We start from the raw sequence: 22,220 nt of genomic DNA on the forward strand, positions 1-22,220 counted from the left end.
CTTCGACATCGACGCCAACGGCATCATGCACGTGACCGCGAAGGACCTGGGCACGGGCAAGGAGCAGAAGATGACCGTCACCGGCGGCTCCTCGCTGCCGAAGGACGAGGTCGACCGCATGCGCCAGGAGGCCGAGCAGTACGCGGAGGAGGACACCCGCCGCCGCGAGGCCGCCGAGACCCGCAACCAGGGCGAGCAGCTCGTCTACCAGACGGAGAAGTTCCTCAAGGACAACGAGGACAAGGTCCCGGGCGAGGTCAAGACCGAGGTCGAGGCCGCCGTCGCCGAGCTGAAGGAGAAGCTCAAGGGCGAGGACGCGGCCGAGATCCGCACCGCGACCGAGAAGGTCGCCGCGGTCAGCCAGAAGCTCGGCCAGGCCATGTACGCCGACGCGCAGGGCGCGCAGGGCGCCGCCGCCGGTGACGCCCCCGGTGCCCAGGCCGCCGACGACGACGTCGTCGACGCCGAGATCATCGACGAGGACAAGCCGAAGGGCGGCCAGGTCTGATGTCGGAGGAGACCCCGGGCTTCGACGAGAAGCCCGACGTCCCCACCGACGGCACGACGCCCGACGAGCCGACGGCCGCCGACTCCAAGGAGGCGGCGGCCCCGGCCGGGGACGCAACGGACGTGGCGCTCACGGCGCAGCTGGACCAGGTCCGGACCGCGCTCGGCGAGCGCACCGCGGACCTCCAGCGGCTCCAGGCGGAGTACCAGAACTACCGCCGCCGCGTGGAGCGCGACCGGGTCACGGTCAAGGAGATCGCCGTGGCGAACCTCCTGACCGAGCTGCTGCCGACGCTCGACGACATCGGTCGGGCGCGGGAGCACGGCGAGCTCGTCGGCGGCTTCAAGTCCGTCGCCGAGGCGCTGGAGACCGTCGTCGCCAAGATGGGCCTGCAGCAGTTCGGCAAGGAGGGCGAGCCCTTCGACCCGACGATCCACGAGGCCCTGATGCACTCGTACGCGCCGGACGTCACCGAGACGACCTGCGTGGCGATCCTGCAGCCCGGCTACCGGATCGGCGAGCGCACCGTCCGGCCCGCGCGCGTCGCGGTCGCCGAGCCCCAGCCCGGGGCCCCGGCGAAGGCCGAGGAGTCGGACGACTCCGAGAAGGACACCAAGTAACCAGTAGGACCCGTACGCGGGAGGAGGGACGTCGATGAGCACGAAGGACTTCGTGGAGAAGGACTACTACAAGGTTCTCGGCGTCCCCAAGGACGCCACCGAGGCCGAGATCAAGAAGGCGTACCGGAAGCTCGCCCGCGAGTTCCACCCGGACGCCAACAAGGGCAACGCGGAGGCCGAGGAGCGCTTCAAGGAGATCTCCGAGGCCAACGACGTCCTCGCCGACGCCAAGAAGCGCAAGGAGTACGACGACGCCCGCGCCCTCTTCGGCAACGGCGGCTTCCGCCCCGGACCCGGAGCCGGCGGCTCGTTCAACTTCGACCTGGGCGACCTCTTCGGGGGCGCCCAGGGCGGGGGCGGCGGCGCCGGTGCCGGCGGCTTCGGGGGCGGTCTCGGCGACGTCTTCGGCGGCCTCTTCGGCGGCCGGGGCGGGACCGCGGGCGCACGCCAGCAGCCCCGGCGCGGCCAGGACGTCGAGTCCGAGGTCACGCTGAGCTTCGCCGAGGCGGTGGAGGGCGCCACCGTCCCGCTGCGGATGACCTCGCAGGCCCCCTGCAAGGCCTGTTCCGGCACCGGCGACAAGAACGGCACGCCCCGCGTGTGCCCGACCTGCGTCGGCACCGGCCAGGTGGCCCGCGGTTCGGGCGGGGGCTTCTCGCTGACCGACCCCTGCCCCGACTGCAAGGGCCGCGGTCTCATCGCGGAGAACCCCTGCGAGGTCTGCAAGGGCAGCGGCCGGGCCCGCTCCTCGCGCACCATGCAGGTCCGCATCCCGGCGGGCGTCTCCGACGGGCAGCGGATCCGGCTGCGCGGCAAGGGCGGCCCGGGCGAGCGCGGCGGCCCGGCGGGCGACCTGTTCGTCGTGGTCCACGTGGGCAGTCACCCGGTGTTCGGCCGCAAGGGCGACAACCTGACCGTCACGGTGCCCGTCACCCTCCCGGAGGCGGTGCTGGGCGGCGAGGTCAAGGTGCCGACCCTCGGCGGCCCGCCGGTCACGCTGAAGCTTCCGCCCGGCACCCCCAACGGGCGTACGATGCGCGCCCGCGGCAAGGGCGCGGTCCGCAAGGACGGCACCCGGGGCGACCTGCTGGTGACGGTCGAGATCTCCGTGCCGCAGCACCTGACGGACGACGCCCGGGACGCCCTGGTGGCCTTCCGGGACGCCACGGCGGACGAGGACCCCAGGGAAGAGCTGTTCCAGGCAGCGAAGGGAGCGTGACCCATGAGTGCCGACGGCCGACGACGGCAGTCCCGCTTCGGCGCGGGCGCGTACGAACTGACCGACGAGACCCCCGTCTACGTCATTTCGGTGGCCGCCCAGCTCTCCGGCCTGCATCCCCAGACCCTGCGCCAGTACGACCGCCTCGGCCTGGTCTCCCCGGACCGCACGGCCGGGCGCGGCCGGCGCTACTCGGCCCGCGACATCGAGCTGCTGCGCACCGTGCAGCAGTTGTCGCAGGACGAGGGCATCAACCTGGCCGGTATCAAGCGCATCATCGAGCTGGAGAACCAGGTCGCGGCGCTCCAGCAGCGGGTCGCCGAGATGGCGGCGGCGCTGGAGGGCGCGGCGGTGGCGATGCAGCAGCGCGAGGCGCAGGTGCACGCGTCGTACCGGCGCGACCTGGTGCCGTACCAGGACGTGCAGCAGACCAGCGCGCTGGTGGTCTGGCGGCCCAAGCGGCCGACCGACTGAGGTCCGCGCCCCCTCCAAGGCCCCCTTCAAGGCCCCTGCCCTCCCGGGTGGGGGCCTTCGGCGTGCCCGTCAGCCCTCCGTGCCCTCCGGGGCGTCGGAGGCGTCGAGCGGGGTGTCCAGGATCCCCGAGCGGGCGACGAGGTAGCCGAGCTGGGCCCGGCTGCCGCTGCCGAGGTGGCTGGCCAGCTTCGCGATGTGGGCCCGGCAGGTCCGTACGTTCATGCCCAGCCGGCGTGCGATCGCCTCGTCCACGTGGCCCTCGACGAGGAGTTGGGCGATGGACCGCTGGACGCCCGAGATGCCGGACGGCGTGGGGTCGTACGGGATCTGCTCGGTCAGCGGGGTGGCCCGCCGCCACAACTGCTCGAAGACCTTGACGAGGTAGCGCACGAGCGCCGGGTGGCGCAGCTCCAGGGCCACTTTCTGGTCGTCGCGCGCGGGGATGAAGGCGACCGTCTCGTCGCAGATGATGAGGCGCTCCACGAGCTCCTCCAGCGTGCGGATCTGCACCTTCCCGGAGGCCATCCGCTCGACGTACGCCATCGTGCCCGGGCTGTGCCGGGCGGTGTGCTGGTAGAGCGTGCGCATGCTGACGCCGCGTCGGATGAGCGGCTGGTCGCGCTCGATGGCCTGGTTGAGGATGTGCTCGGCGCGGCCGCCGCCGGGCTGGATGGTCAGCATCTCGGTCTGGCACTCGGCGGTGGCGACGTTGAGGGCCGCGTTGATGCGGTTGAATCCTTCCAGCACGGTGATCGCGTGGGTGGGCGCCGGAGTGAGCGCGCTGATGGCCATGAATGGCTCGAAAGCTTCGGCGAGCTCAATGGTTGCGCGGCGTCGTTGCAGGATCTCCCGCTCGATGGGTTGCAACCTTTGGGTCAGCGCGACCGTCGGAGGTACGGGGCGGAGCCAGTTGGCGTCGTCGGGATCGGGATGGAGCAGCGCGAATTCCAGCAGGCAGGGTGCGGATTCAACTTCTACGCGGGCGATACGACCGGAGCTGAGCGCGGTGGCGTAGAGCTCCGCGCCCGGAGCGCACAGATCCGTCACCGAGTGGGGATGTGTCTGCTTTGCGCTGGTTGTTGTCAAATCTCCCACCCCCAGGGTTATGCATCTTCAGGAACATGATGCATCGCCACAGTGGCATCGACATGGCTCGATCGGTCATCGTCTGTCATGCGGGGGAGAGGAATCCATCCAGTGAGGACGAAGTCGACCATGTACAAGAGATTGCTTCGCTCGGTGGTTGCCGTTGCTCTCTCCACAGTCGTGGCGTACGGGGTGGCGGGCGGCCTCGCGGGGACCGCCGGTATCCCTGACAGTGGCTGGGGCAGTGCGCCCACCGACAGTGGCTGGGGCAGTGCACCGCTGGATGACAGTGGTTGGGGTGACGGCGGCAGGACGACGGGCACTTCCGCGGGGGTGGTGGACGCGTGACCCCCGACGACCGCTCCTTCCGCCGGGAGATGGCCTCCGCCTACCGGTCCGGATGGCAGTTCATCGACCTCGTCACGGCGATCCCGCACCCCGGTGACTCGTTGATGGTCACCCTTTTCGGCCAGCCCATCGTCGTCGTGCGCGAGGAGGACGAGGACGTCCGCGCGTACCGCTGCCTGCGTCGGCCGCGGGGAGCGCCGCAGCCGGTGCGCTGCGAAGTCCGGTACGGAATGGTCTTCGTCAACCTCGATGCCCGTGACCACCAGTTGTTCGAGCCCGACATCACCACCGCCACCCCCCGCAGTGCCTGAGGCGATTCCCCCGTCGTTGCAGATCGCCCCAGGTGCTTCCCCCACACAACGGCGCCATCGTGGACCTGAACACGATGGCGCCGTTGTGCTGCCCGCGTCCATAGCGGGGATCAGCCAAAATCAGGCCGGATCCGGGTCCGGTTCCGGCTGCCTCAGGGCCGGCCCATGGCCCGGTCGAGGCGGATCTCGATGAGCACCCGGTCCGGGTTCGGCGACGGCGTGCGCCCGTACCGCACCGCGTAGCGCGCGACCGCGTCCGCGACGGCCGCGTCGTCCGTACGGACCACCGCGCTGCCCTCCAGCGTCGCCCAGTTCTTCCCGGCGAGCTGGCACACCGCCACCCGGGCGGTTCCCGGCTGCGCCGCCAGGATGTTGCGGACCTTCCGGCTGTTCTTGTTGGTGATCACCCGCGCCAGGCCGGCCTCGGGGTCGTACGTCACGCCGACCGGGACCACGTGCGGCGTCCCGTCGGGACGCTGCGTCGTCAGCGTGCACAGGTGCCGCTCCTGCCAGAAGGCGAGGAACTCGGGCGTCGGGTTCAGTGGATCCAGGGACATGCCCCGCAGCCTAGCCAGGCGCGGCGGCGGGGCGTCCCGCGCACGGGGGGCGCCCGGGGGCGGCCGCGCCGCGCACGCACGCCCTCCCGCGGTCGGTTCGCGGCCGAGGACGTTGAGGCGACTGCCTTGAGTGGAATAGACTCAACTTTGTGCACGTTGACTGAGTCAGGCTGACGAGCCGCCCGCCGAGCACCGCCCTGGAGAGGAGAAGCCGTACGTGGACGCCGAGCTGACCAACAAGAGCCGGGAAGCCCTCAACGCCGCCACCACCCGCGCCGTCAAGGACGGCCACCCCGACCTGACCCCGGCGCACCTGCTGCTGGCGCTCCTCGAGGGCTCCGAGAACGAGAACATCACCGACCTGCTCGCCGCCGTCGAGGCCGACCAGGCGGCGGTCCGCTCCGGCACCGAGCGCGTGCTCGCCGGGCTCCCCAGCGTCACGGGCTCCACCGTCTCGCCCCCGCAGGCCAGCCGCGACCTGCTCGCCGTCCTCGCAGAGGCGGACAAGCAGGCGAAGCAGCTGGGCGACGAGTACCTCTCCACCGAGCACCTGCTGATCGCCACCGCCGCCAAGGGCGGGGCGGCCGGCGGCGTGCTCGTCACGCAGGGCGCCACCGCCGACAAGCTGCTGGCCGCCTTCCAGTCCGTACGAGGAGGACGCCGGGTGACCACGCCCGACCCCGAGGGCCAGTACAAGGCCCTGGAGAAGTTCGGCACGGACTTCACCGCCGCCGCCCGCGAGGGCAAGCTCGACCCGGTCATCGGCCGCGACCACGAGATCCGCCGCGTGGTCCAGGTGCTGTCCCGGCGCACCAAGAACAACCCGGTGCTCATCGGCGAACCCGGCGTCGGCAAGACCGCCGTCGTGGAGGGCCTGGCCCAGCGCATCGTGAAGGGCGACGTCCCCGAGTCCCTCAAGAACAAGCGCCTGGTCTCCCTCGACCTCGGCGCCATGGTCGCGGGCGCCAAGTACCGCGGCGAGTTCGAGGAGCGGCTGAAGACCGTCCTGGCCGAGATCAAGAACAGCGACGGCCAGATCATCACCTTCATCGACGAGCTGCACACGGTCGTCGGCGCGGGCGCCGGCGGCGACTCCGCCATGGACGCCGGCAACATGCTCAAGCCCATGCTGGCCCGCGGCGAGCTGCGCATGGTCGGCGCCACGACCCTCGACGAGTACCGCGAGCGCATCGAGAAGGACCCGGCGCTGGAGCGGCGCTTCCAGCAGGTGCTGGTGGCCGAGCCGAGCGTCGAGGACACCATCGCGATCCTGCGCGGCCTCAAGGGCCGCTACGAGGCCCACCACAAGGTGCAGATCAACGACAGCGCGCTGGTCGCCGCCGCCACCCTGTCCGACCGCTACATCACCTCCCGCTTCCTGCCCGACAAGGCCATCGACCTCGTCGACGAGGCCGCCTCCCGGCTGCGCATGGAGATCGACTCCTCGCCGCTGGAGATCGACGAGCTGCAGCGCTCCGTGGACCGCCTCCGCATGGAGGAGCTGGCCCTGAAGAACGAGTCCGACCCGGCCTCCCGCGAGCGCCTGGAGCGGCTGCGCAAGGACCTCGCCGACAAGGAGGAGGAGCTGCGCGGCCTGACCGCGCGCTGGGAGAAGGAGAAGCAGTCCCTCAACCGCGTCGGCGAGCTCAAGGAGCGCCTGGACAGCCTGCGCGGCCAGGCCGAGCGGGCCCAGCGCGAGGGCGACTTCGACAGCGCCTCCAAGCTGCTCTACGGGGAGATCCCGGCCCTGGAGCGCGAGCTGGCGGAGGCCACCGAGGCGGAGGCGGAGGCCGCCAAGGAGACCATGGTCAAGGAGGAGGTCGGCCCGGACGACATCGCCGAGGTCGTGGGCTCCTGGACCGGCATCCCGGCCGGCCGCCTGCTGGAGGGCGAGACCCAGAAGCTCCTGCGCATGGAGGCCGAGCTGGGCCGCCGCCTGATCGGCCAGACCGAGGCGGTCGGCGCGGTCTCCGACGCCGTGCGGCGCACCCGGGCCGGCATCGCCGACCCCGACCGGCCCACCGGCTCGTTCCTCTTCCTCGGCCCGACCGGCGTCGGCAAGACCGAGCTGGCCAAGGCCCTCGCCGACTTCCTCTTCGACGACGAGCGGGCCATGGTCCGCATCGACATGTCGGAGTACGGCGAGAAGCACAGCGTGGCGCGGCTGGTCGGCGCCCCGCCCGGCTACGTGGGCTACGAGGAGGGCGGCCAGCTCACCGAGGCGGTCCGTCGCCGCCCGTACAGCGTCGTCCTGCTCGACGAGGTCGAGAAGGCCCATCCGGAGGTCTTCGACGTCCTCCTGCAGGTCCTCGACGACGGCCGGCTCACCGACGGCCAGGGCCGCACGGTGGACTTCCGCAACGCCATCCTGATCCTGACCTCGAACCTGGGCAGCCAGTACCTGGTCGAGCCCACGACGAGCGACGCGGAGAAGCGCGAGCAGGTCCTGGAGGTCGTCCGCGCGTCGTTCAAGCCGGAGTTCCTCAACCGCCTCGACGACATCGTCGTCTTCACGGCCCTCTCGAGGGACGAGCTGGCGCACATCGCGGAGCTCCAGATCGGCCGCCTGGCCAGGCGGCTGGCCGAACGCCGGCTCACCCTGGACGTCACGCCCGAGGCCCTGGCCTGGCTGGCGGACAAGGGCAACGACCCGGTCTACGGCGCCCGCCCGCTGCGCCGCCTGATCCAGACGGCCATCGGCGACCGCCTGGCCAAGGAGATCATCGCGGGCGAGGTCAAGGACGGCGACACCGTCCGGGTCTCCCTGGTCGGCGACGACATCCTGGTCGGCCCGGCCCTGTGAGCTGCCACGGGGCCGGCCGGACCCGGCCGCCGGCCCCGTGTCACCGGCCCCGACGGGGGCAGGAGCGGGTCGCGTCCGCGCCCGCCCGCCGCGCCGTGTCCGCTGGGAGCGGATCGACCGTGGCGGGGGTTGCCATGCCCCTCCCGTGATGGGGGAGGATGGCGTTATCCGCACGAAGGGAAAACACGGTGAGCATCGATCCGGCCTCGATTCCTAATTTCGGGGGCCAGCCCGACCCGCAGGCCACTGGACCGGCGGGTCCCGTCGTGCCCGACCAGGACCTGGTCAAGCAGCTGCTGGAGCAGATGGAGCTCAAGTACGTCGTCGACGACGAGGGTGACCTCGCGGCGCCGTGGGAGGAGTTCCGCACCTACTTCATGTTCCGCGGCGAGGACGAGCAGCAGGTCTTCTCGGTGCGGACGTTCTACGACCGTCCGCACGCCATCGAGGACAAGCCCCAGCTGCTCGAGTCCATCGACGACTGGAACCGCCGCACGCTGTGGCCCAAGGTCTACACCCACACCCACGACGACGGCTCCGTCCGCCTGATCGGCGAAGCGCAGATGCTGATCGGCACCGGCGTCAGCCTGGAGCACTTCGTCTCCTCCACCGTCAGCTGGGTCCGCGCTTCGATCGAGTTCGACAAGTGGCTCGCGGAGCAGCTCGGCCTGGAGCAGGAGCTCGACTCGGACGACACCGAGGGCGAGGGCGACGAGGCCTGAGGCCCGCACCCCCCTCTGCCGCAGCGGGACCGGCGCGATGAGCGCGAGGTACGTCCCGTAGGCGCACGACAGCCCGGCGAGGGCGGCGGTCACCGCGACCGCGGCCCTCGGCCGGGCTGTCGCCGTCGTGGCGGTCGGCAGCAGCCAGCGGTGCCGGCCGCCGGTGCCCGCCGCCGGTGGCAGCCGGCGCCGGCGGCTCAGCGCGTCCCGCGTCCGGGCGGGCTCAGAAGCGGCGGACCGTCCGGAGCGAGTCCGGGTACAGCTCGTACGCGCCGGACGTGCCGTTGAGCACCGAGCGCGCGCCCAGGTCCGCCATGGTCGGGCCGTTCGGGGTGCGCCGGCTGGAGGCGAACCGCAGGTCGCCGTGCTGGTCGCGGCCCAGGTAGATCCCCGTGTGGTCGACCGTGCCGTCCTTGGTCTCGGGGTTCTTCGGGTCGGGGCCCACCGCGTCGAAGAACACCACGTCGCCGATCCGCAGCGCGGTCAGGGCGGGCGGGGCGGTCGTGCCCTGGGCCACCACCACCCCGGGGCCGCTGGCGCTCTGGGCCTTGGAGGTGCGGGGCAGGTTGCCGTCCCGGTAGTTCCGGTACAGGACCATCGGGACGCCCATGTGGTGGCCGTAGACCATCCGGACGTACCCCGAGCAGTCGAGGTTGCCCCGCCAGTCCGTCCCGGCGGGGGCGCCGGGAGGCGCGGGGTCGGGGTCGGCGTGCTCGCCGCTGGCCGGGAAGTCCCAGCTCAGCCCCATGTAGTCGTGGAAGTCGGCGCCGACCTCACGCGTCCCGTCGGCGAACTGCGGGCTGTAGCCGGACTCGCCCAGCACCTGGGCACCGCCCAGGGCCGGGTCGTGCACGGGCGTGCCGAAGGGGCGCAGGGCCGAGGCGTACGCGAGGGCGTCCGGGGAGGTGTCGCCGGCCCAGGCGCGGACGCACTGCTCCAGTTCGGGGGTCCAGCGGCCGTCGAAGGGCGCGGGGAGCAGCCGGACCCAGGTGTCGTGGGCGACGACCGGCGGGTCGGCCCAGTACGCCTCGGGCACGGCCACGTCGTACACGTAGGCCTTCAGGGGCAGGCCGGTGCTGCCGTCGGAGGCGAGCGCCCGGACGCCGATCATGCCCGCGTCGAAGACCCGGCCCGGGTCGGTCTCGGGGTCGCGCAGGCTGTGGTGCCAGCCGGCGGGTTCGGCGGCGTCCTTCCGCCAGGCGCGGGCGCGCAGCACCGGGCCGGCCTTCTGGACGCGGACGTACCAGTGCTCGTAGGCCTTGTAGCCGGTGCCGAGCGTGACGGCGGGGCTCAGCACGGAGGTCTTGTCGGCGATCTCCTTCTCCAGGACGAACTGCACCTGTCCGGCCGTGGTGACGATCAGCCGGGCCCGGTAGTGGTCGTTCACGCCGCGGGCGGCGAAGACCAGCGCGAGCGAGCAGGGCGCGCCGGTGGGCACCCGTTCGAAGGAGAACCGGGCGGTGGCGTCGAGGTCGCCGATGCCGTCGTCGAGGAGCAGGGCGTAGCGGGAGGAGTTGTCGGCGGAGAGCCGGAAGACGCCGCGCTCGTTGTCCACGAAGTAGTCGGCGGCCGGGCCGTTCACCAGGTCCCACCTGCCGCCGCCGGGGGAGGAGCCCCAGCCCGCCTCGGCCGCGAGGGTGCGGTGGAAGGCGTCGGTGAAGGGCTTCTTCTGCTCGGTGAACCAGCGGCGGGGGCCGCGTACGGTCACGGTCTTCGCGCCCTTGGTGAGCGTGGCGAGCACCCCCGCGTCGTCCAGGACCTCCGTCAGCTCCGGCGGGCCGGGCACGGTGCGGGTGGTCAGCGTGCCGGCCGGGTGCGGGGCGAAGGGCCAGGTTCCGCCCGCGTCGACGGTCAGGGGAGCGCGCCGGAGCGCCGGGGGCACCGCCGCGTCGCCGCCGACGGGGGCGCCGACCGGGGAGGTCGCGGCCACGGCCGGGGCGGCCGCCGCCGGCCGGGCGGCCACCAGCGGGCCGGCGGCCGCCGCCCCGACCAGCGCCGCCAGGGCCGACCGGCGGCTGAAGGCCGAGCCCGGGACGGTGGTGGTCGAGGCGCCCGCGTCCGCGGCGCCGCCGGCGGCGGACGAGGAGACGGACGCGGAGTCGGAAGAACGCGATGGCACGGCAGGAGCCCCCCGGATCATGATCGTCAATTTCCGGGGACTCTATCCGCGCCCCCACGTCGCCCCCCGGCCGCCCCCGCCAGCCGCCCGGCGGCCTCCGCGACGCACGGGCTCCCGAGGTGGACGCACGGGCCCAGGGCCCGGCCTTCGGGCCGGGCCCCATCCCGCGGAGCGACGTGGCCGCTCTCAGCGAGCCAGCCGGCCCAGGCGGTCCGCGGCCTCCTCCAGTACCGCCGTCTGCTTGCAGAAGGCGAAGCGGACCAGGGAGCGGCCGGCGGCGCGGTCGTCGTAGAAGACCGCGTTCGGGATGGCGACCACGCCGCAGCGCTCCGGCAGGGAGCGGCAGAAGTCGACGCCGTCCTTCTCGCCGAGCGGGGTGATGTCGGTGGTGATGAAGTACGTGCCCCGCGGGCGGAACACCTCGAAGCCGGCCGCGCGCAGCCCGTCGGACAGGATGTCCCGCTTGGCCCGCAGCTCCTCGCGGAACCCCGTGTAGTACGCGTCCGGGAGCGCGAGGGCCTCGGCGATCGCGTACTGGAACGGGCCGGAGGAGACGTAGGTCAGGAACTGCTTCGCGGTGCGCACGGCGGTGACCAGGGACGGCGGGGCGGTGATCCACCCGACCTTCCAGCCGGTGAAGGAGAAGGTCTTGCCGGACGAGGAGATGGTGACGGTCCGCTCGCGCATGCCCGGCAGGCCGGCGAGCGGGGTGTGGGCGCCCTCGAAGACCAGGTGCTCGTAGACCTCGTCGGTGATCACCAGCAGGTCCCGCTCGACGGCGAGTTCCGCGATCGCGGTCAGCTCGGCGGGGGTCAGCACGGTGCCGGTCGGGTTGTGCGGGGTGTTGAGGAGGAGCAGGCGGGTGCGCGGGGTGACGGCGGCGCGCAGCTCGTCCAGGTCCAGGTGGAAGGCGCCCTCGCGGGGGCGCAGGGTGACCGGGACCCGGGTGGCGCCGGCCATCGCGATGCAGGCGGCGTACGAGTCGTAGTACGGCTCGAGCGCGATGACCTCGTCGCCGGGTTCGAGCAGCGCCAGCAGCGAGGCGGCGATGGCCTCGGTGGCCCCCGCGGTGACCAGCACCTCGGTGTCCGGGTCGTACGTGAGCCCGTAGAAGCGCTGCTGGTGGGCGGCGATCGCGGTGCGCAGCTCGGGGACGCCGGGGCCGGGCGGGTACTGGTTGCCCCGGCCGTCGCGGATGGCACGGACCGCAGCCTCGGCGACCTCGGCGGGTCCGTCGGTGTCGGGGAAGCCCTGGCCGAGGTTGATGGAACCGGTCCGGGCGGCCAGCGCGGACATCTCCGCGAAGATCGTCGTACCGAAGCCGGCCAGGCCGCGGTTCAGGAAGGGGCGGGGGCCGGGAGCGGCGCCGGAGCTGTCGTGGGATGCGGTCATGAGCGCCATCCTGCGGGCAACCTCTGGACTTGCTCAAGTGTGCTTTGGGCCGTGCGGAGCGGGGGCATCCCCCGTGCACGCGGGACGCGTCGTCCCCGCTCTCGGGGGACCGAGTAGGAGAAGAAGAGGCGGTGGGGGCTGTGTTCGTGGTCCTGTTCGTCGTCGGCGTGCTGGTGCTCGTGGTGTTCGTCAAGATGGCCGCCAAGGGCCAGTACCAGCACAAGGGGCGCCGCCGGTCCTCCGGCGGCTGGTGGGGCGACTCGGGCGGCTCGTGCGGGAGCGGCTCGTCCTGCTCCAGCTCGTCCTGCTCCAGCTCGTCGTGCGGCGGCGGCTCTTCGTGCGGTGGCGGGGGCGGTGGCTGCGGCGGCTCCAGCTGACCGGCGCGGCGCCGCGTACGCCGCCCGCACCGCGTACGCGGCCCGCCCGGAGTGCGTCGCCCGTACCGCGCACGCGCCCGCATGGCGTGCGTCGCCCGCCCCGACTCCGCCGCCCGTACCGCGTACGCCGTCCATCGCCGCGTACGCCGTCCGGGCGGCGCCCGGCGGCGCCCGGCCCGCGCGCGACGGAGCGTCGGCTTCCGGCCGCGCGCGGCCGGGGCAACTGCCGCCGAGCGCGCTCGTGTTGAACACGTGAACTGGATAGCCCCCGCGGGGATGTAAACCACGTCAAGTTGGGTAAAAACGCTGTGTACGCCGGGCCTTTCATGATTCCCTCGGTTGAGTAGACCAGTCCCCGGGCCTCCTGGGACTTCCTGTGGCCCCGAGCCGGCAACACCCCACGACCGCTGATTTCCAGCCGTGGCCCGCTGGGTGCCGCAGCCGGCCGACCTCCCTCGCGCGTTTGCGGAGCCGACTCATGCTCACGACCCTCAAGACCACGTACACCGACACGCGTGCCGCCGACCTCGCCTGGGCCCTGGGCCGCGCCCCGCTGCCCGCCCTCGCCGTACTGAATCTGGAACTCGCGGGCGCCAAAGTGGAGTTGCGCCTGCTCGGCGCCTCCCATCAGGTGCTGCTCGAGGAGGGTGACGTCGCCTGCTCGGAGACCGTGGCCTGCATGCCCGGCAGCAGCACGCCGCTGCCGCTGGGCGTGGCCAAGCGGGTGGGCGACTGGGAGTACGAGTTCGCCGCCCGGGTCGAGACGCTGTCGGAGGGCTCGTTCGCGGGGCGCGCGCAGGAGCTGCTCGCGCTGGTCGCGGATCACCCGAACGGGCTCGCCGGCACCTTTCCCGGCAGCCCGCACGCCTTCACCGCGCTGCTCGCGCAGCGGTACGAGGGCCAGGTGCGCTGGCGCACCTGGCACGCCTATCCGCAGGAGGGGCAGCTGGTGGCCACCCGGACCCGTGTCGGGGTGCGCATGCCGGCGGCCGCCGTGCCGGGCTGAGCGCGCGGCGATCCGCCAAGTGGCTTACGGAGTGCGCCAGTTGCACCCATGTGGGTGACCGGGTGCGGGCAGGGAGTGACGTACGGTTCCGTCCATGATCGACCGTTCCCCTCCCTGCGGTGGGGAGGCACCGAGCGCACTCGCCGCCCCCGGCGGGCCCCCGGCGCCGGAGCCGCGGGAAGCCGCCTCCCCACCGGTGGCCCTTCCCGTACGGCCCCGGACCGGCCGCATGCTGGTCCTCGCCACCGTGTTCGTCTGCGCGGCCTGCGGACTCGTCTACGAGCTCGAACTCCTCGCGCTGGCCTCCTACCTGATCGGCGACTCCGTCACCCAGGCCTCCGTCGTGCTGTCCGTGATGGTCTTCGCGATGGGGGTCGGCTCGCTGCTCGCGAAACAACTGCGCGGCCGCCCCGCCGCCGGGTTCGGCGCCGTCGAGGCCGTCCTGGCCCTCGTCGGCGGCCTCTCCGCGATAGCGCTGTACGCCTGCTTCGCCTGGCTCGGCGAGTCCAGACCGGCCCTGGTGGCCTTCTCGCTCGCCATCGGCATCCTCATCGGCGCCGAGATCCCGCTGCTCATGACCCTGATCCAGCGGGTCCGGCGGCAGGACGCGGGCGGGGCGGTGGCCGACCTGTTCGCCGCCGACTACGTGGGGGCGCTGGTCGGCGGGCTCGCCTTCCCGTTCCTCCTGCTGCCCGTGCTCGGACAGCTCACCGGGGCGATGCTGACCGGCGCGGTCAACGCGGCGGCCGGCGGCGCGCTGGTGCTCTGGCTGTTCCGGGGGGACCTCAGCCGCCGGGCCCGCTGGCTGCTGCTGGCCGCGAACCTGGGCGTGCTGGCGGTCCTGGCCGGGGCCACCGCCCTGGCCGACGACTTCGAACGGGTGGCGCGGCGGGCGGTGTACGGCAGCGAGGTGCGGGTCGCCGTGCAGACCGGTGTGCAGGAGCTCGTCGTCACCGGGCCGTCGAAGGGGTCCCCGCGCACCCTCGACCTGTACCTCGACGGTCGGCTGCGGGTCAGCGGCTACGACGAGCACCGCTACCACGAGGCCCTCGTCCACCCCGCGATGAACGGCCCGCACACCCGCGTGCTGGTGCTCGGCGGGGGCGACGGCCTGGCCGCCCGCGAGGTGCTGCGCTACCCCGACGTGCGCTCGGTGACCGTGGTGGAGCTGGACGAAGGGGTGGTGCGGCTGGCCCGTACCGACCCGATGCTGTCGCGGCTCAACGACCACGCCTTCGACGACCCGCGGATGCGGGTCGTCACCGCGGACGCCTTCGGCTGGCTGCGCTCGGGCGCGGTGGGCTTCGGGTACGACGTGGTCGTCTCGGACCTCCCGGACCCGGGCATCACGCCCAGCACGAAGCTGTACTCGGAGGAGTTCTACGGGCTGGTCGCGCGCAGGCTGCGGCCGGGCGGCCGGATCGGGGTGCACGCCGGGCCGCTGTCGGCCCGGCCGCGGACCTTCTGGACCGTGGAAGCCACCCTGCGGGCGGCCGGGCTGGCCACCCGTCCGTACACCGCGGGCGGCCGGCTGTCCGGCTTCCCGGCAGGGCCGGACCGCTCCACCGCGCGCGGCGGCCCGCCGTGGGACTGGGGCTTCGTCCTCGCCGCCCGCGGGCGGCCGCCGGCCCTCGGGGTGCAGGCCGGCACCACCACCTGGCTGCGCTCGCTGTCGACGGCGGCGCTGTACGCGGCCTCGCGCGACGCGGAGCGGGTGCGGATCCGCGGGCTGCCGCCCTCGACACTGCCGCACCCGCGGTACTCCTAGGGGGTGCCCGCCGGTCCCGACGGCCCGCGTACCGTGTGGCCCCCGGGATCCGCCGGCCTGCGTACCGCGTGGCCCCCGGGATCCGCCGGCCTGCGTACCGCGTGGCCCCGGGGATCCGCCGGCCTGCGTACCGCGCGGCCCGCGGCGTCCGCCGGCCCGCGTACTGCGTGGCCCGCGGCGTCCGCCGGCCCGCGCCGCCCGCGCGGTACTCGTGACCGGGGGGCCGCGTGGGTAGGCTCGGCTGTCATGGAGCACCAGGTGTTCGTACCGATGGACGAGGACAGTCTCCGGGCGCTGCTGCGGGACCCCGCGCGGCTGGCGCGCTGCGTGCCGGGACTCCAGCCGGAGGCCGTCCTGGAGACGGGCGAGGGCGACGGCCCGGACGGCGCGGGCGGCGGCTCCGGGGCGGTGGCCGGCCGGCTCAGGGTGCGGGTCGCCGGCAGCACCGTCACCTACCGCGGGACGCTCGCCGTGACGGAGGCCGGCCCCGCCGGCTTCCTCGTCTCGGGGGAGGGCACCGAGGTGCGGGGCTCCGGCACCGTGACGCTCACCCTGCGGGTCGGGGTGCGCGGCGCCGAGGACGGCACCTGGCTCGACTTCTCGGGCGAGACCGAGGCGGCCGGGCGCGCCGCCGAGTTCCCGGCGGACGCGGCCCGGGCCGCGGCGCGCCGGCTGCTGGACCGGGTGGGCGCGGCGCTCGCCGACCAGGACCCCGGCCCGGACGACGTGGTGGACGCGGACGGGGCGGAGGACGAGGGGACCGCTGCCGTGCACACCCCGCTCTTCGACGTCGACGTGCCGCCGTCCTCGCTCGACCCGGCGCTCGACCCCTTCCTGGACGAAGGGCTCCCGCCCCGGGTCCCCGCCGAGGCCGCGCACGCCCGGCGCACCATGATCGGCCGCAGCGCCGAGGAGGTGGACCACGCTCCGCCGCGCGGCCGCTACGCGCCCGTGCCGGCGCCCGCCACCGTCACCCCGGCCGCCACCCTGCGCTGGATGGCGCCCGCCGCCGCCCTCGCGGTGGCCTCGGCGGTCGTGGTGGCCCGCGCACTGCGCCGGCGCCGCTGACACCGGCCGCGCGGCGGACGTACGGAAGCGGACGTACGGGTGAGGCGCGTACGGGGCACGGGGCTGACGGACCGCCAGGGTATCCGCGGGCGCAGCCCGTTCGGTGCGACGCACGTACGGCCGACCGGCCCGCGCGCGCCGTAGGGTCGGTCCCATGACTACGCAACTGAGCGCGGGCGGCGTGGATGTGGCCGTCGATCAGGAGAACGGCTGCCGCATCAGCAGCCTGCGGGTGGACGGCACCGAGCTGCTGCGCCAGGGCGAGCGGTACGGCGCCTTCCCGATGGTCCCCTTCTGCGGGCGTACCGGGGGCGGCCGCTTCCGCAACGGCGCCGTCGAGCACCAGCTGCCGCTCAACGCGCCCCCGCACGCGATCCACGGCTACGGCCGGGAGGCCGCCTGGAAGCCGGTGCGGCACACCGGGCGCGAGGCCGCGTTCGTCTACGACCTGCGCGACCCCTGGCCGTACTCCGGCCGGGTGACCCAGGTGGTGGAGCTCACCGAGGACGCGCTGACGCTGACCATGGGCGTGGAGACGTACGAGGACTCCTTCCCGGCGCAGGCCGGCTGGCACCCCTGGTTCCGGCGCAACCTCGGCGGCGCCGACGCGGAGCTCGGCTTCGCGCCCGCCTGGCAGGAGGAGCGGGGCTCCGACCACCTGCCCACCGGCCGCCGCATCGACCCGCTGCCCGGACCCTGGGACGACTGCTTCGGCATGCCCGACGGCGTGGACGTGACCCTGACCTGGCCGGGCCGGCTGGAGCTCAGGGTCACCAGCCCCGCCGAGTGGGTGGTCGTCTACGACGAGCAGCCCGAGGCCGTGTGCGTCGAGCCCCAGTCGGGCCCGCCCAACGGCCTCAACACCCTGCCGCGGCTCGTCACGCCCGTCGATCCGCTGGAGATCACGACGGTGTGGAGCTGGCGACGGCTCTGACCCGTGCCGTACGGCGCCGCCGCCGGGCACCCGGTCCCGGCGGCGCCTCTAAGCTGGGGGCCATGAGTGACGTACGTGGTGAGCTGCTGCAGCAGATCAAGGACAAGGCCGTCGTGCACGGCAAGGTGATCCTCTCCTCCGGGCGCGAGGCGGACTGGTACATCGACCTGCGCCGCATCACCCTCGACGGCGTGGCGGCCCCGCTGGTCGGTCAGGTCATGCTCGACCTGACCGCCGAGCTGGACTTCGACTGCGTCGGCGGCCTGACCCTGGGCGCCGACCCGGTGGCCACCTCGATGCTGCACGCCTCCGCCGCGCGCGGGCAGCGGCTGGACGCCTTCGTGGTCCGCAAGGCGCAGAAGGCGCACGGCATGCAGCGCCGCATCGAGGGCACCGACGTCAAGGGCCGTCGCTGCCTGGTCGTCGAGGACACCTCCACCACCGGCGGTTCGCCGCTGACCGCCGTCGAGGCCGTCCGCGAGGCGGGCGGCGAGGTGGTGGCCGTGGCCACCATCGTCGACCGCGGGGCCGCGGGCGCCATCGCCGAGGCGGGCCTGCCGTACCTCACCGGCTACAACCTCGACGAGCTGGGCCTGAGCTGACCGGCCCGCGCTGATCGGCGCCGGGGGCGGTCAACACCGTGCCCCGGGGCCGGTCCGAAGTCGTGACCCAGGTCCCGGAGGGTCCCGGACGGCTGCCCAGGGCCTGCCGAAACCGGCTCTGAGCTGGGGTTCTGCGAACAAGGCGGAGTGTTTCACGTGAAACACTCCGCCTTGTTCGCGTGTGGGCCGGAAGGGCCGGGTGGACGGCATCGGAGAGTCTGGAAAGATAAGGCGCGACGACGACGTCACTCCCCCAGGTCAGGGTCAAGAAGCTCACCACCGCACATCCCAAGGAGCGGACAGATGCCCATCGCAACCCCTGAGGTCTACAACGAGATGCTCGACCGGGCGAAGGCAGGCAAGTTCGCCTACCCGGCCATCAACGTGACCTCGTCGCAGACCCTGCACGCGGCCCTGCGCGGCTTCGCGGAGGCCGAGAGCGACGGCATCGTCCAGATCTCCACCGGCGGTGCCGAGTTCCTGGGCGGTCAGCACAGCAAGGACATGGTCACCGGCGCGGTCGCCCTGGCCGAGTTCGCGCACATCGTCGCCGCGAAGTACGACGTCAACATCGCGCTGCACACCGACCACTGCCCGAAGGACAAGCTGGACGGCTACGTCCGCCCGCTGCTCGCCGTCTCCGAGGAGCGCGTGAAGGCCGGCCGCAACCCGCTCTTCCAGTCGCACATGTGGGACGGTTCGGCCGAGACCCTGGCCGACAACCTGGCCATCGCCCAGGAGCTGCTGCCCCGCGCCGCCGCCGCCAAGATCATCCTCGAGGTCGAGATCACCCCGACCGGTGGCGAGGAGGACGGCGTCACCCACGAGATCAACGACGAGCTGTACACCACCGTCGAGGACGCGATCCGCACCGCCGAGGCCCTGGGCCTGGGCGAGAAGGGCCGCTACCTGCTCGCCGCCTCCTTCGGCAACGTGCACGGCGTCTACAAGCCGGGCAACGTCGTCCTGCGTCCCGAGCTGCTCAAGGAGCTGCAGCAGGGCGTCGGCGAGAAGTACGGCAAGAGCAGCCCGTTCGACTTCGTCTTCCACGGCGGCTCCGGCTCCACCGAGCAGGAGATCGCCACCGCGCTGGAGAACGGCGTCGTGAAGATGAACCTCGACACCGACACCCAGTACGCCTTCACCCGCCCCGTCGCGGACCACATGCTGAAGAACTACGACGGCGTGCTGAAGGTCGACGGCGAGGTCGGCATCAAGTCCACCTACGACCCGCGCACCTGGGGCAAGCTGGCCGAGGCGAGCATGGCCAAGCGCGTCCTGGAGGCCTGCGCCAACCTGCGCTCCACCGGCACCCGCCTGAAGTAGTCACCGCGGGAGCGGGCGCTCCCGAAGTGAGCACCGCGCTCCGGCCCGTCCGCGGGCCGGAGCGTCCCGGAGGGCCCCTCCGCCGCGCCCCGCGCGGCACCGGAGGGGCCCTCCGTCACACGGGGCGGCACACTGGGGGCATGGCTACTCACCAGAACCTCCTCGGGGGCCCGGCCCCGACGCACCTGCCCGACGACCCGGAGCCCCGCGAGCTGCTCGCGTCCGGCGCCGCGCCCGCCGAGGTGGCCGCCAAGTACCCCGCCTCCTCCCTGGCGTGGGCCCGCCTCGCCGACGACGCCTTCGAGGCCGGCAGGGCCGTCGAGTCGTACGCGTACGCCCGCACCGGCTACCACCGCGGCCTCGACTCCCTGCGCCGGGCCGGCTGGAAGGGCCACGGCCCGATCCCGTGGGAGCACGAGCCCAACCGCGGCTTCCTGCGCGCCCTGCACGCCCTCGCCCGCGCCGCCCAGGCGATCGGCGAGCAGGAGGAGTACGAGCGCTGCTCGACCTTCCTGCGCGACTCCTCGGAGACCGCCGCCGAGACGCTCGGCTAGATCCTCCCGCAACGTGCCCACGGCCCGGTCCCCGCTCGGGGACCGGGCCGTCGGCGTACCCCGGGAACCCCGGAGCGGGCGGCCGACCGTACGCCCGGGTAACGGGAATCGTGGCCCAGATCACCCCGGGACTCCGGCCGGAACCGGGCATATGATGCCCGCAGGGGACCGGGGCTCCACGACCTCACACGGAAGGAGCGGACCGCTACCCGGAAGTCTGTGTCGAGGAGACAGAAATGTCGCACGCCCTTGATGCCTCCGGAGCCGGTTCGGACACCCCGAACCTCGACTTCGCCGGCACCACCCCCTACGAGGACTACGTCCAGGCGGACGTCCTCACCCACCTCCAGCACCCCCTCTCGGACGACCCGGGAGAGATGGTCTTCCTGGTCACCACCCAGGTCATGGAGCTGTGGTTCACGGTCATCGTCCACGAGTGGGAGACCGCCGCCCGCGCCCTGCGCGAGGACGACCTGACCGTCGCCTTCGACGCCCTCGCCCGGTCCTGCCGCGAGCTGGAGGCCCTGAACGCCTCCTGGCGTCCCCTGATCAACCTCACCCCCGCGCAGTTCAACGCCTACCGCAGCGCGCTCGGCGAGGGCTCCGGCTTCCAGTCCGCGATGTACCGCCGGCTGGAGTTCCTGCTCGGTGAGAAGTCCGCGTCCATGCTGGTCCCGCACCGCGGCGCGCCGCGCGTGCACGCCGAGCTGGAGAAGGCCCTGCACGAGCCGAGCCTGTACGACGAGGTGCTGCGGCTGCTGGCCCGCCGCGGCCTGCCCGTGCCGGCCGCGGTCCTGGACCGCGACCTGTCGCAGCGGTACGAGTCCTCGCCCGAGATCGAGGCCGTCTGGGCCGCCATCTACGGCGGCGACGACCAGCACGGCGAACTCGTCCGGCTGGGCGAGGCGCTGACCGACGTGGGCGAGCTGGTGTGGCGCTGGCGCAACGACCACCTGATGGCCACCCGCCGCGCGATGGGCGCCAAGACCGGCACCGGTGGTTCGGCGGGCGTGGCGTGGCTGGAGAAGCGCGCCGGCAAGAACGTCTTCCCCGAGCTCTGGACGGCCCGCAGCCATGTCTGAGCGCACCCCGAACGGGCTCTCGATACGCGCGGCCGAGCTCGACGCCGCCGACGACCTCCGCAAGCTGCGGGAGCGCTTCCTGCTCCCCGAGGGCGTGGTCTACCTCGACGGCAACTCGCTCGGCGCGCTCTCCGCGGGCGTGCCCGACCGGGTCGCCGACGTGGTCGGCCGCGAGTGGGGCGAGCTGCTCATCCGCTCCTGGGACGAGAGCGGTTGGTGGACCGCGCCGCAGCGGATCGGCGACCGGATCGCCCCGCTGGTCGGTGCCGCGCCGGGCCGGATCGTGGTGGGCGACTCCACCAGCGTGAACCTCTTCAAGGCGCTGGTCGGCGCGGCCCGGCTGGTGGCGGCCCGGGGCGACGCGGGGCGCGACGAACTCCTCGTCGACGCCACCACGTTCCCCACCGACGGCTACATCGCCGCCTCCGCCGCCCGCATGACGGGCCTGAAGGTGGTCCCCGTCGAGCCGGCCGCCCTCCCCGCGGCCCTCGGCCCCCGCACCGCCGTGGTCCTGATGAACCACGTCGACTACCGCTCGGGCCGGCTGCACGACCTGCCGGGCCTGACCGCCGCCGCGCACGCGGCCGGCGCCCTGACCGTCTGGGACCTGTGCCACAGCGCGGGCGCCCTCCCGGTCGGGCTGGACGCGCACCGGGTGGACCTCGCGGTCGGCTGCACGTACAAGTACCTCAACGGCGGCCCCGGTTCGCCCGCGTACCTGTACATCGCCGAACGCCACCAGGCGGCCTTCGACTCCCCGCTGCCCGGCTGGAACTCGCACGCCGAGCCGTTCGCGATGGCGCCCGGGTACGTGCCCGCCGACGGTGCGCTGCGCGGCCGGGTCGGGACGCCGGACATCCTGTCCATGCTGGCCCTCGAGGCCGCGCTGGACGTGTGGGACGGGGTCCCGGTCGAGGCCGTGCGCGCCAAGTCGCTGGCCCTGACGGACTTCTTCCTGGAGTGCGTCGAGGTGTACGTGCCGGCCGGCCGGGTCGAGTCCGTGACGCCGGTGGCGCACGCGGAGCGCGGCAGCCAGGTGGCGCTGCGCGCCGAGGGCGCGGCGGAGCTGATGAAGGAGCTCATCGCGCGGGGTGTGATCGGCGACTTCCGCCACCCCGACGTGCTGCGGTTCGGGTTCACGCCGCTGTACGTGGGCTTCGCCGACGTGGAGCGCGCCGCGCGCACGCTCGGTGACATTTCGGGTCACGTTTCCGGGTGATCGTTCCGGCCCGGGCCGCGGTGGCTGAAGTTTCGTTTCAGCGCGCGCTGCGTCCCGGGCCGAAACGACTCGGCAGCCGCCGCGGCCCCGCCGCGGGCCTCGAACGGAGCGAACGGATCCGGTCG

The 22,220-nt window shown here is 73.3% G+C and carries 21 protein-coding genes; 17 read left to right on the top strand and 4 right to left on the bottom strand.

The window, feature by feature from the left end:
- From IF43_RS0113855 to IF43_RS0113870, 4 genes are all read left to right on the top strand, one after another.
- On the top strand, positions 1–508 hold a 508-nt coding region (locus IF43_RS0113855), incomplete at its 5' end, for an Hsp70 family protein (protein ID WP_030199285.1).
- Positions 508–1,128, top strand: coding sequence for a nucleotide exchange factor GrpE (grpE, locus tag IF43_RS0113860; protein ID WP_030199288.1), 621 nt, complete (start codon positions 508–510; stop codon positions 1,126–1,128). The genes IF43_RS0113855 and grpE, both read left to right, overlap by 1 nt.
- Before the next feature lie 34 nt (positions 1,129–1,162).
- Positions 1,163–2,347: a molecular chaperone DnaJ gene (gene dnaJ / locus IF43_RS0113865; protein WP_030199292.1), complete on the top strand. Its 1,185-nt coding sequence runs from the start codon at positions 1,163–1,165 to the stop codon at positions 2,345–2,347.
- Positions 2,348–2,350: 3 nt separating this feature from the next.
- Positions 2,351–2,821, top strand: a complete 471-nt coding sequence (locus IF43_RS0113870; RefSeq protein ID WP_051795296.1) for a heat shock protein transcriptional repressor HspR — start codon at positions 2,351–2,353, stop codon at positions 2,819–2,821.
- A gap of 69 nt (positions 2,822–2,890) precedes the next feature.
- On the opposite strand, the gene IF43_RS0113875 is transcribed toward IF43_RS0113870, so the two are convergent.
- Positions 2,891–3,868: a hypothetical protein gene (locus tag IF43_RS0113875; protein WP_030199304.1), complete on the bottom strand. Its 978-nt coding sequence runs from the start codon at positions 3,866–3,868 to the stop codon at positions 2,891–2,893.
- A gap of 416 nt (positions 3,869–4,284) precedes the next feature.
- On the opposite strand from IF43_RS0113875, the gene IF43_RS0113885 reads away from it, so the two are divergent.
- Positions 4,285–4,566, top strand: a complete 282-nt coding sequence (locus tag IF43_RS0113885) for a (2Fe-2S)-binding protein (protein WP_051795322.1) — start codon at positions 4,285–4,287, stop codon at positions 4,564–4,566.
- A 152-nt stretch (positions 4,567–4,718) separates the two neighbouring features.
- On the opposite strand, the gene IF43_RS0113890 is transcribed toward IF43_RS0113885, so the two are convergent.
- The gene (locus IF43_RS0113890) at positions 4,719–5,123 is read right to left on the bottom strand and encodes a pyridoxamine 5'-phosphate oxidase family protein (protein ID WP_030199312.1); all 405 of its coding nucleotides are present in this window, start codon (positions 5,121–5,123) and stop codon (positions 4,719–4,721) included.
- 217 nt (positions 5,124–5,340) lie between these two features.
- Between IF43_RS0113890 and clpB the strand changes: the two genes are divergently transcribed.
- Positions 5,341–7,926, top strand: a complete 2,586-nt coding sequence (clpB, locus tag IF43_RS0113895) for an ATP-dependent chaperone ClpB (RefSeq protein ID WP_030199315.1) — start codon at positions 5,341–5,343, stop codon at positions 7,924–7,926.
- Positions 7,927–8,114: 188 nt separating this feature from the next.
- Positions 8,115–8,648, top strand: a complete 534-nt coding sequence (locus IF43_RS0113900) for a YbjN domain-containing protein (protein ID WP_030199320.1) — start codon at positions 8,115–8,117, stop codon at positions 8,646–8,648.
- A 223-nt stretch (positions 8,649–8,871) separates the two neighbouring features.
- Here the strand turns inward: IF43_RS0113900 and IF43_RS0113905 are convergent, their stop codons facing one another.
- Together IF43_RS0113905 and IF43_RS0113910 are read right to left on the bottom strand one after the other, a co-directional pair.
- Complete coding sequence (locus IF43_RS0113905) at positions 8,872–10,767, bottom strand: NlpC/P60 family protein (protein WP_051795298.1); 1,896 nt, start codon at positions 10,765–10,767, stop codon at positions 8,872–8,874.
- A 186-nt stretch (positions 10,768–10,953) separates the two neighbouring features.
- Positions 10,954–12,168 (bottom strand): pyridoxal phosphate-dependent aminotransferase, encoded by a 1,215-nt coding sequence (locus tag IF43_RS0113910; RefSeq protein ID WP_199922724.1) that lies wholly within the window; start codon positions 12,166–12,168, stop codon positions 10,954–10,956.
- 122 nt (positions 12,169–12,290) lie between these two features.
- Between IF43_RS0113910 and IF43_RS0113915 the strand changes: the two genes are divergently transcribed.
- From IF43_RS0113915 to kynU, 10 genes are all read left to right on the top strand, one after another.
- Entirely contained in the window at positions 12,291–12,536 is a 246-nt protein-coding gene (locus tag IF43_RS0113915) for a hypothetical protein (RefSeq protein WP_030199325.1), read from the top strand.
- Positions 12,537–13,014: 478 nt separating this feature from the next.
- Positions 13,015–13,542 (top strand): DUF2617 family protein, encoded by a 528-nt coding sequence (locus IF43_RS0113920; RefSeq protein ID WP_030199329.1) that lies wholly within the window; start codon positions 13,015–13,017, stop codon positions 13,540–13,542.
- Positions 13,543–13,636: 94 nt separating this feature from the next.
- Positions 13,637–15,310 (top strand): polyamine aminopropyltransferase, encoded by a 1,674-nt coding sequence (locus tag IF43_RS0113925; RefSeq protein WP_078910140.1) that lies wholly within the window; start codon positions 13,637–13,639, stop codon positions 15,308–15,310.
- 246 nt (positions 15,311–15,556) lie between these two features.
- Positions 15,557–16,378: a hypothetical protein gene (locus IF43_RS0113930; protein WP_030199331.1), complete on the top strand. Its 822-nt coding sequence runs from the start codon at positions 15,557–15,559 to the stop codon at positions 16,376–16,378.
- A 154-nt stretch (positions 16,379–16,532) separates the two neighbouring features.
- On the top strand, positions 16,533–17,312 hold the full coding sequence (locus IF43_RS0113935; RefSeq protein WP_030199333.1) for an aldose epimerase: 780 nt from the start codon (positions 16,533–16,535) through the stop codon (positions 17,310–17,312).
- 62 nt (positions 17,313–17,374) lie between these two features.
- Complete coding sequence (gene pyrE / locus IF43_RS0113940) at positions 17,375–17,914, top strand: orotate phosphoribosyltransferase (RefSeq protein WP_030199337.1); 540 nt, start codon at positions 17,375–17,377, stop codon at positions 17,912–17,914.
- A gap of 303 nt (positions 17,915–18,217) precedes the next feature.
- A complete protein-coding gene (gene fbaA / locus IF43_RS0113945) occupies positions 18,218–19,240 on the top strand; it encodes a class II fructose-bisphosphate aldolase (RefSeq protein WP_030199340.1) in 1,023 nt (340 codons plus the stop codon).
- Positions 19,241–19,380: 140 nt separating this feature from the next.
- A complete protein-coding gene (locus IF43_RS0113950; RefSeq protein ID WP_030199346.1) occupies positions 19,381–19,794 on the top strand; it encodes a DUF3151 domain-containing protein in 414 nt (137 codons plus the stop codon).
- A 236-nt stretch (positions 19,795–20,030) separates the two neighbouring features.
- Complete coding sequence (locus IF43_RS0113955; RefSeq protein WP_030199349.1) at positions 20,031–20,876, top strand: tryptophan 2,3-dioxygenase; 846 nt, start codon at positions 20,031–20,033, stop codon at positions 20,874–20,876.
- A complete protein-coding gene (kynU, locus tag IF43_RS0113960) occupies positions 20,869–22,095 on the top strand; it encodes a kynureninase (protein ID WP_030199351.1) in 1,227 nt (408 codons plus the stop codon). The genes IF43_RS0113955 and kynU overlap by 8 nt, the downstream gene beginning before the upstream one ends.
- Positions 22,096–22,220: the final 125 nt, after the last annotated feature.

The organism is Streptomyces sp. NRRL S-87 (assembly GCF_000719335.1).
Classification (GTDB): Bacteria; Actinomycetota; Actinomycetes; order Streptomycetales; family Streptomycetaceae; genus Streptomyces.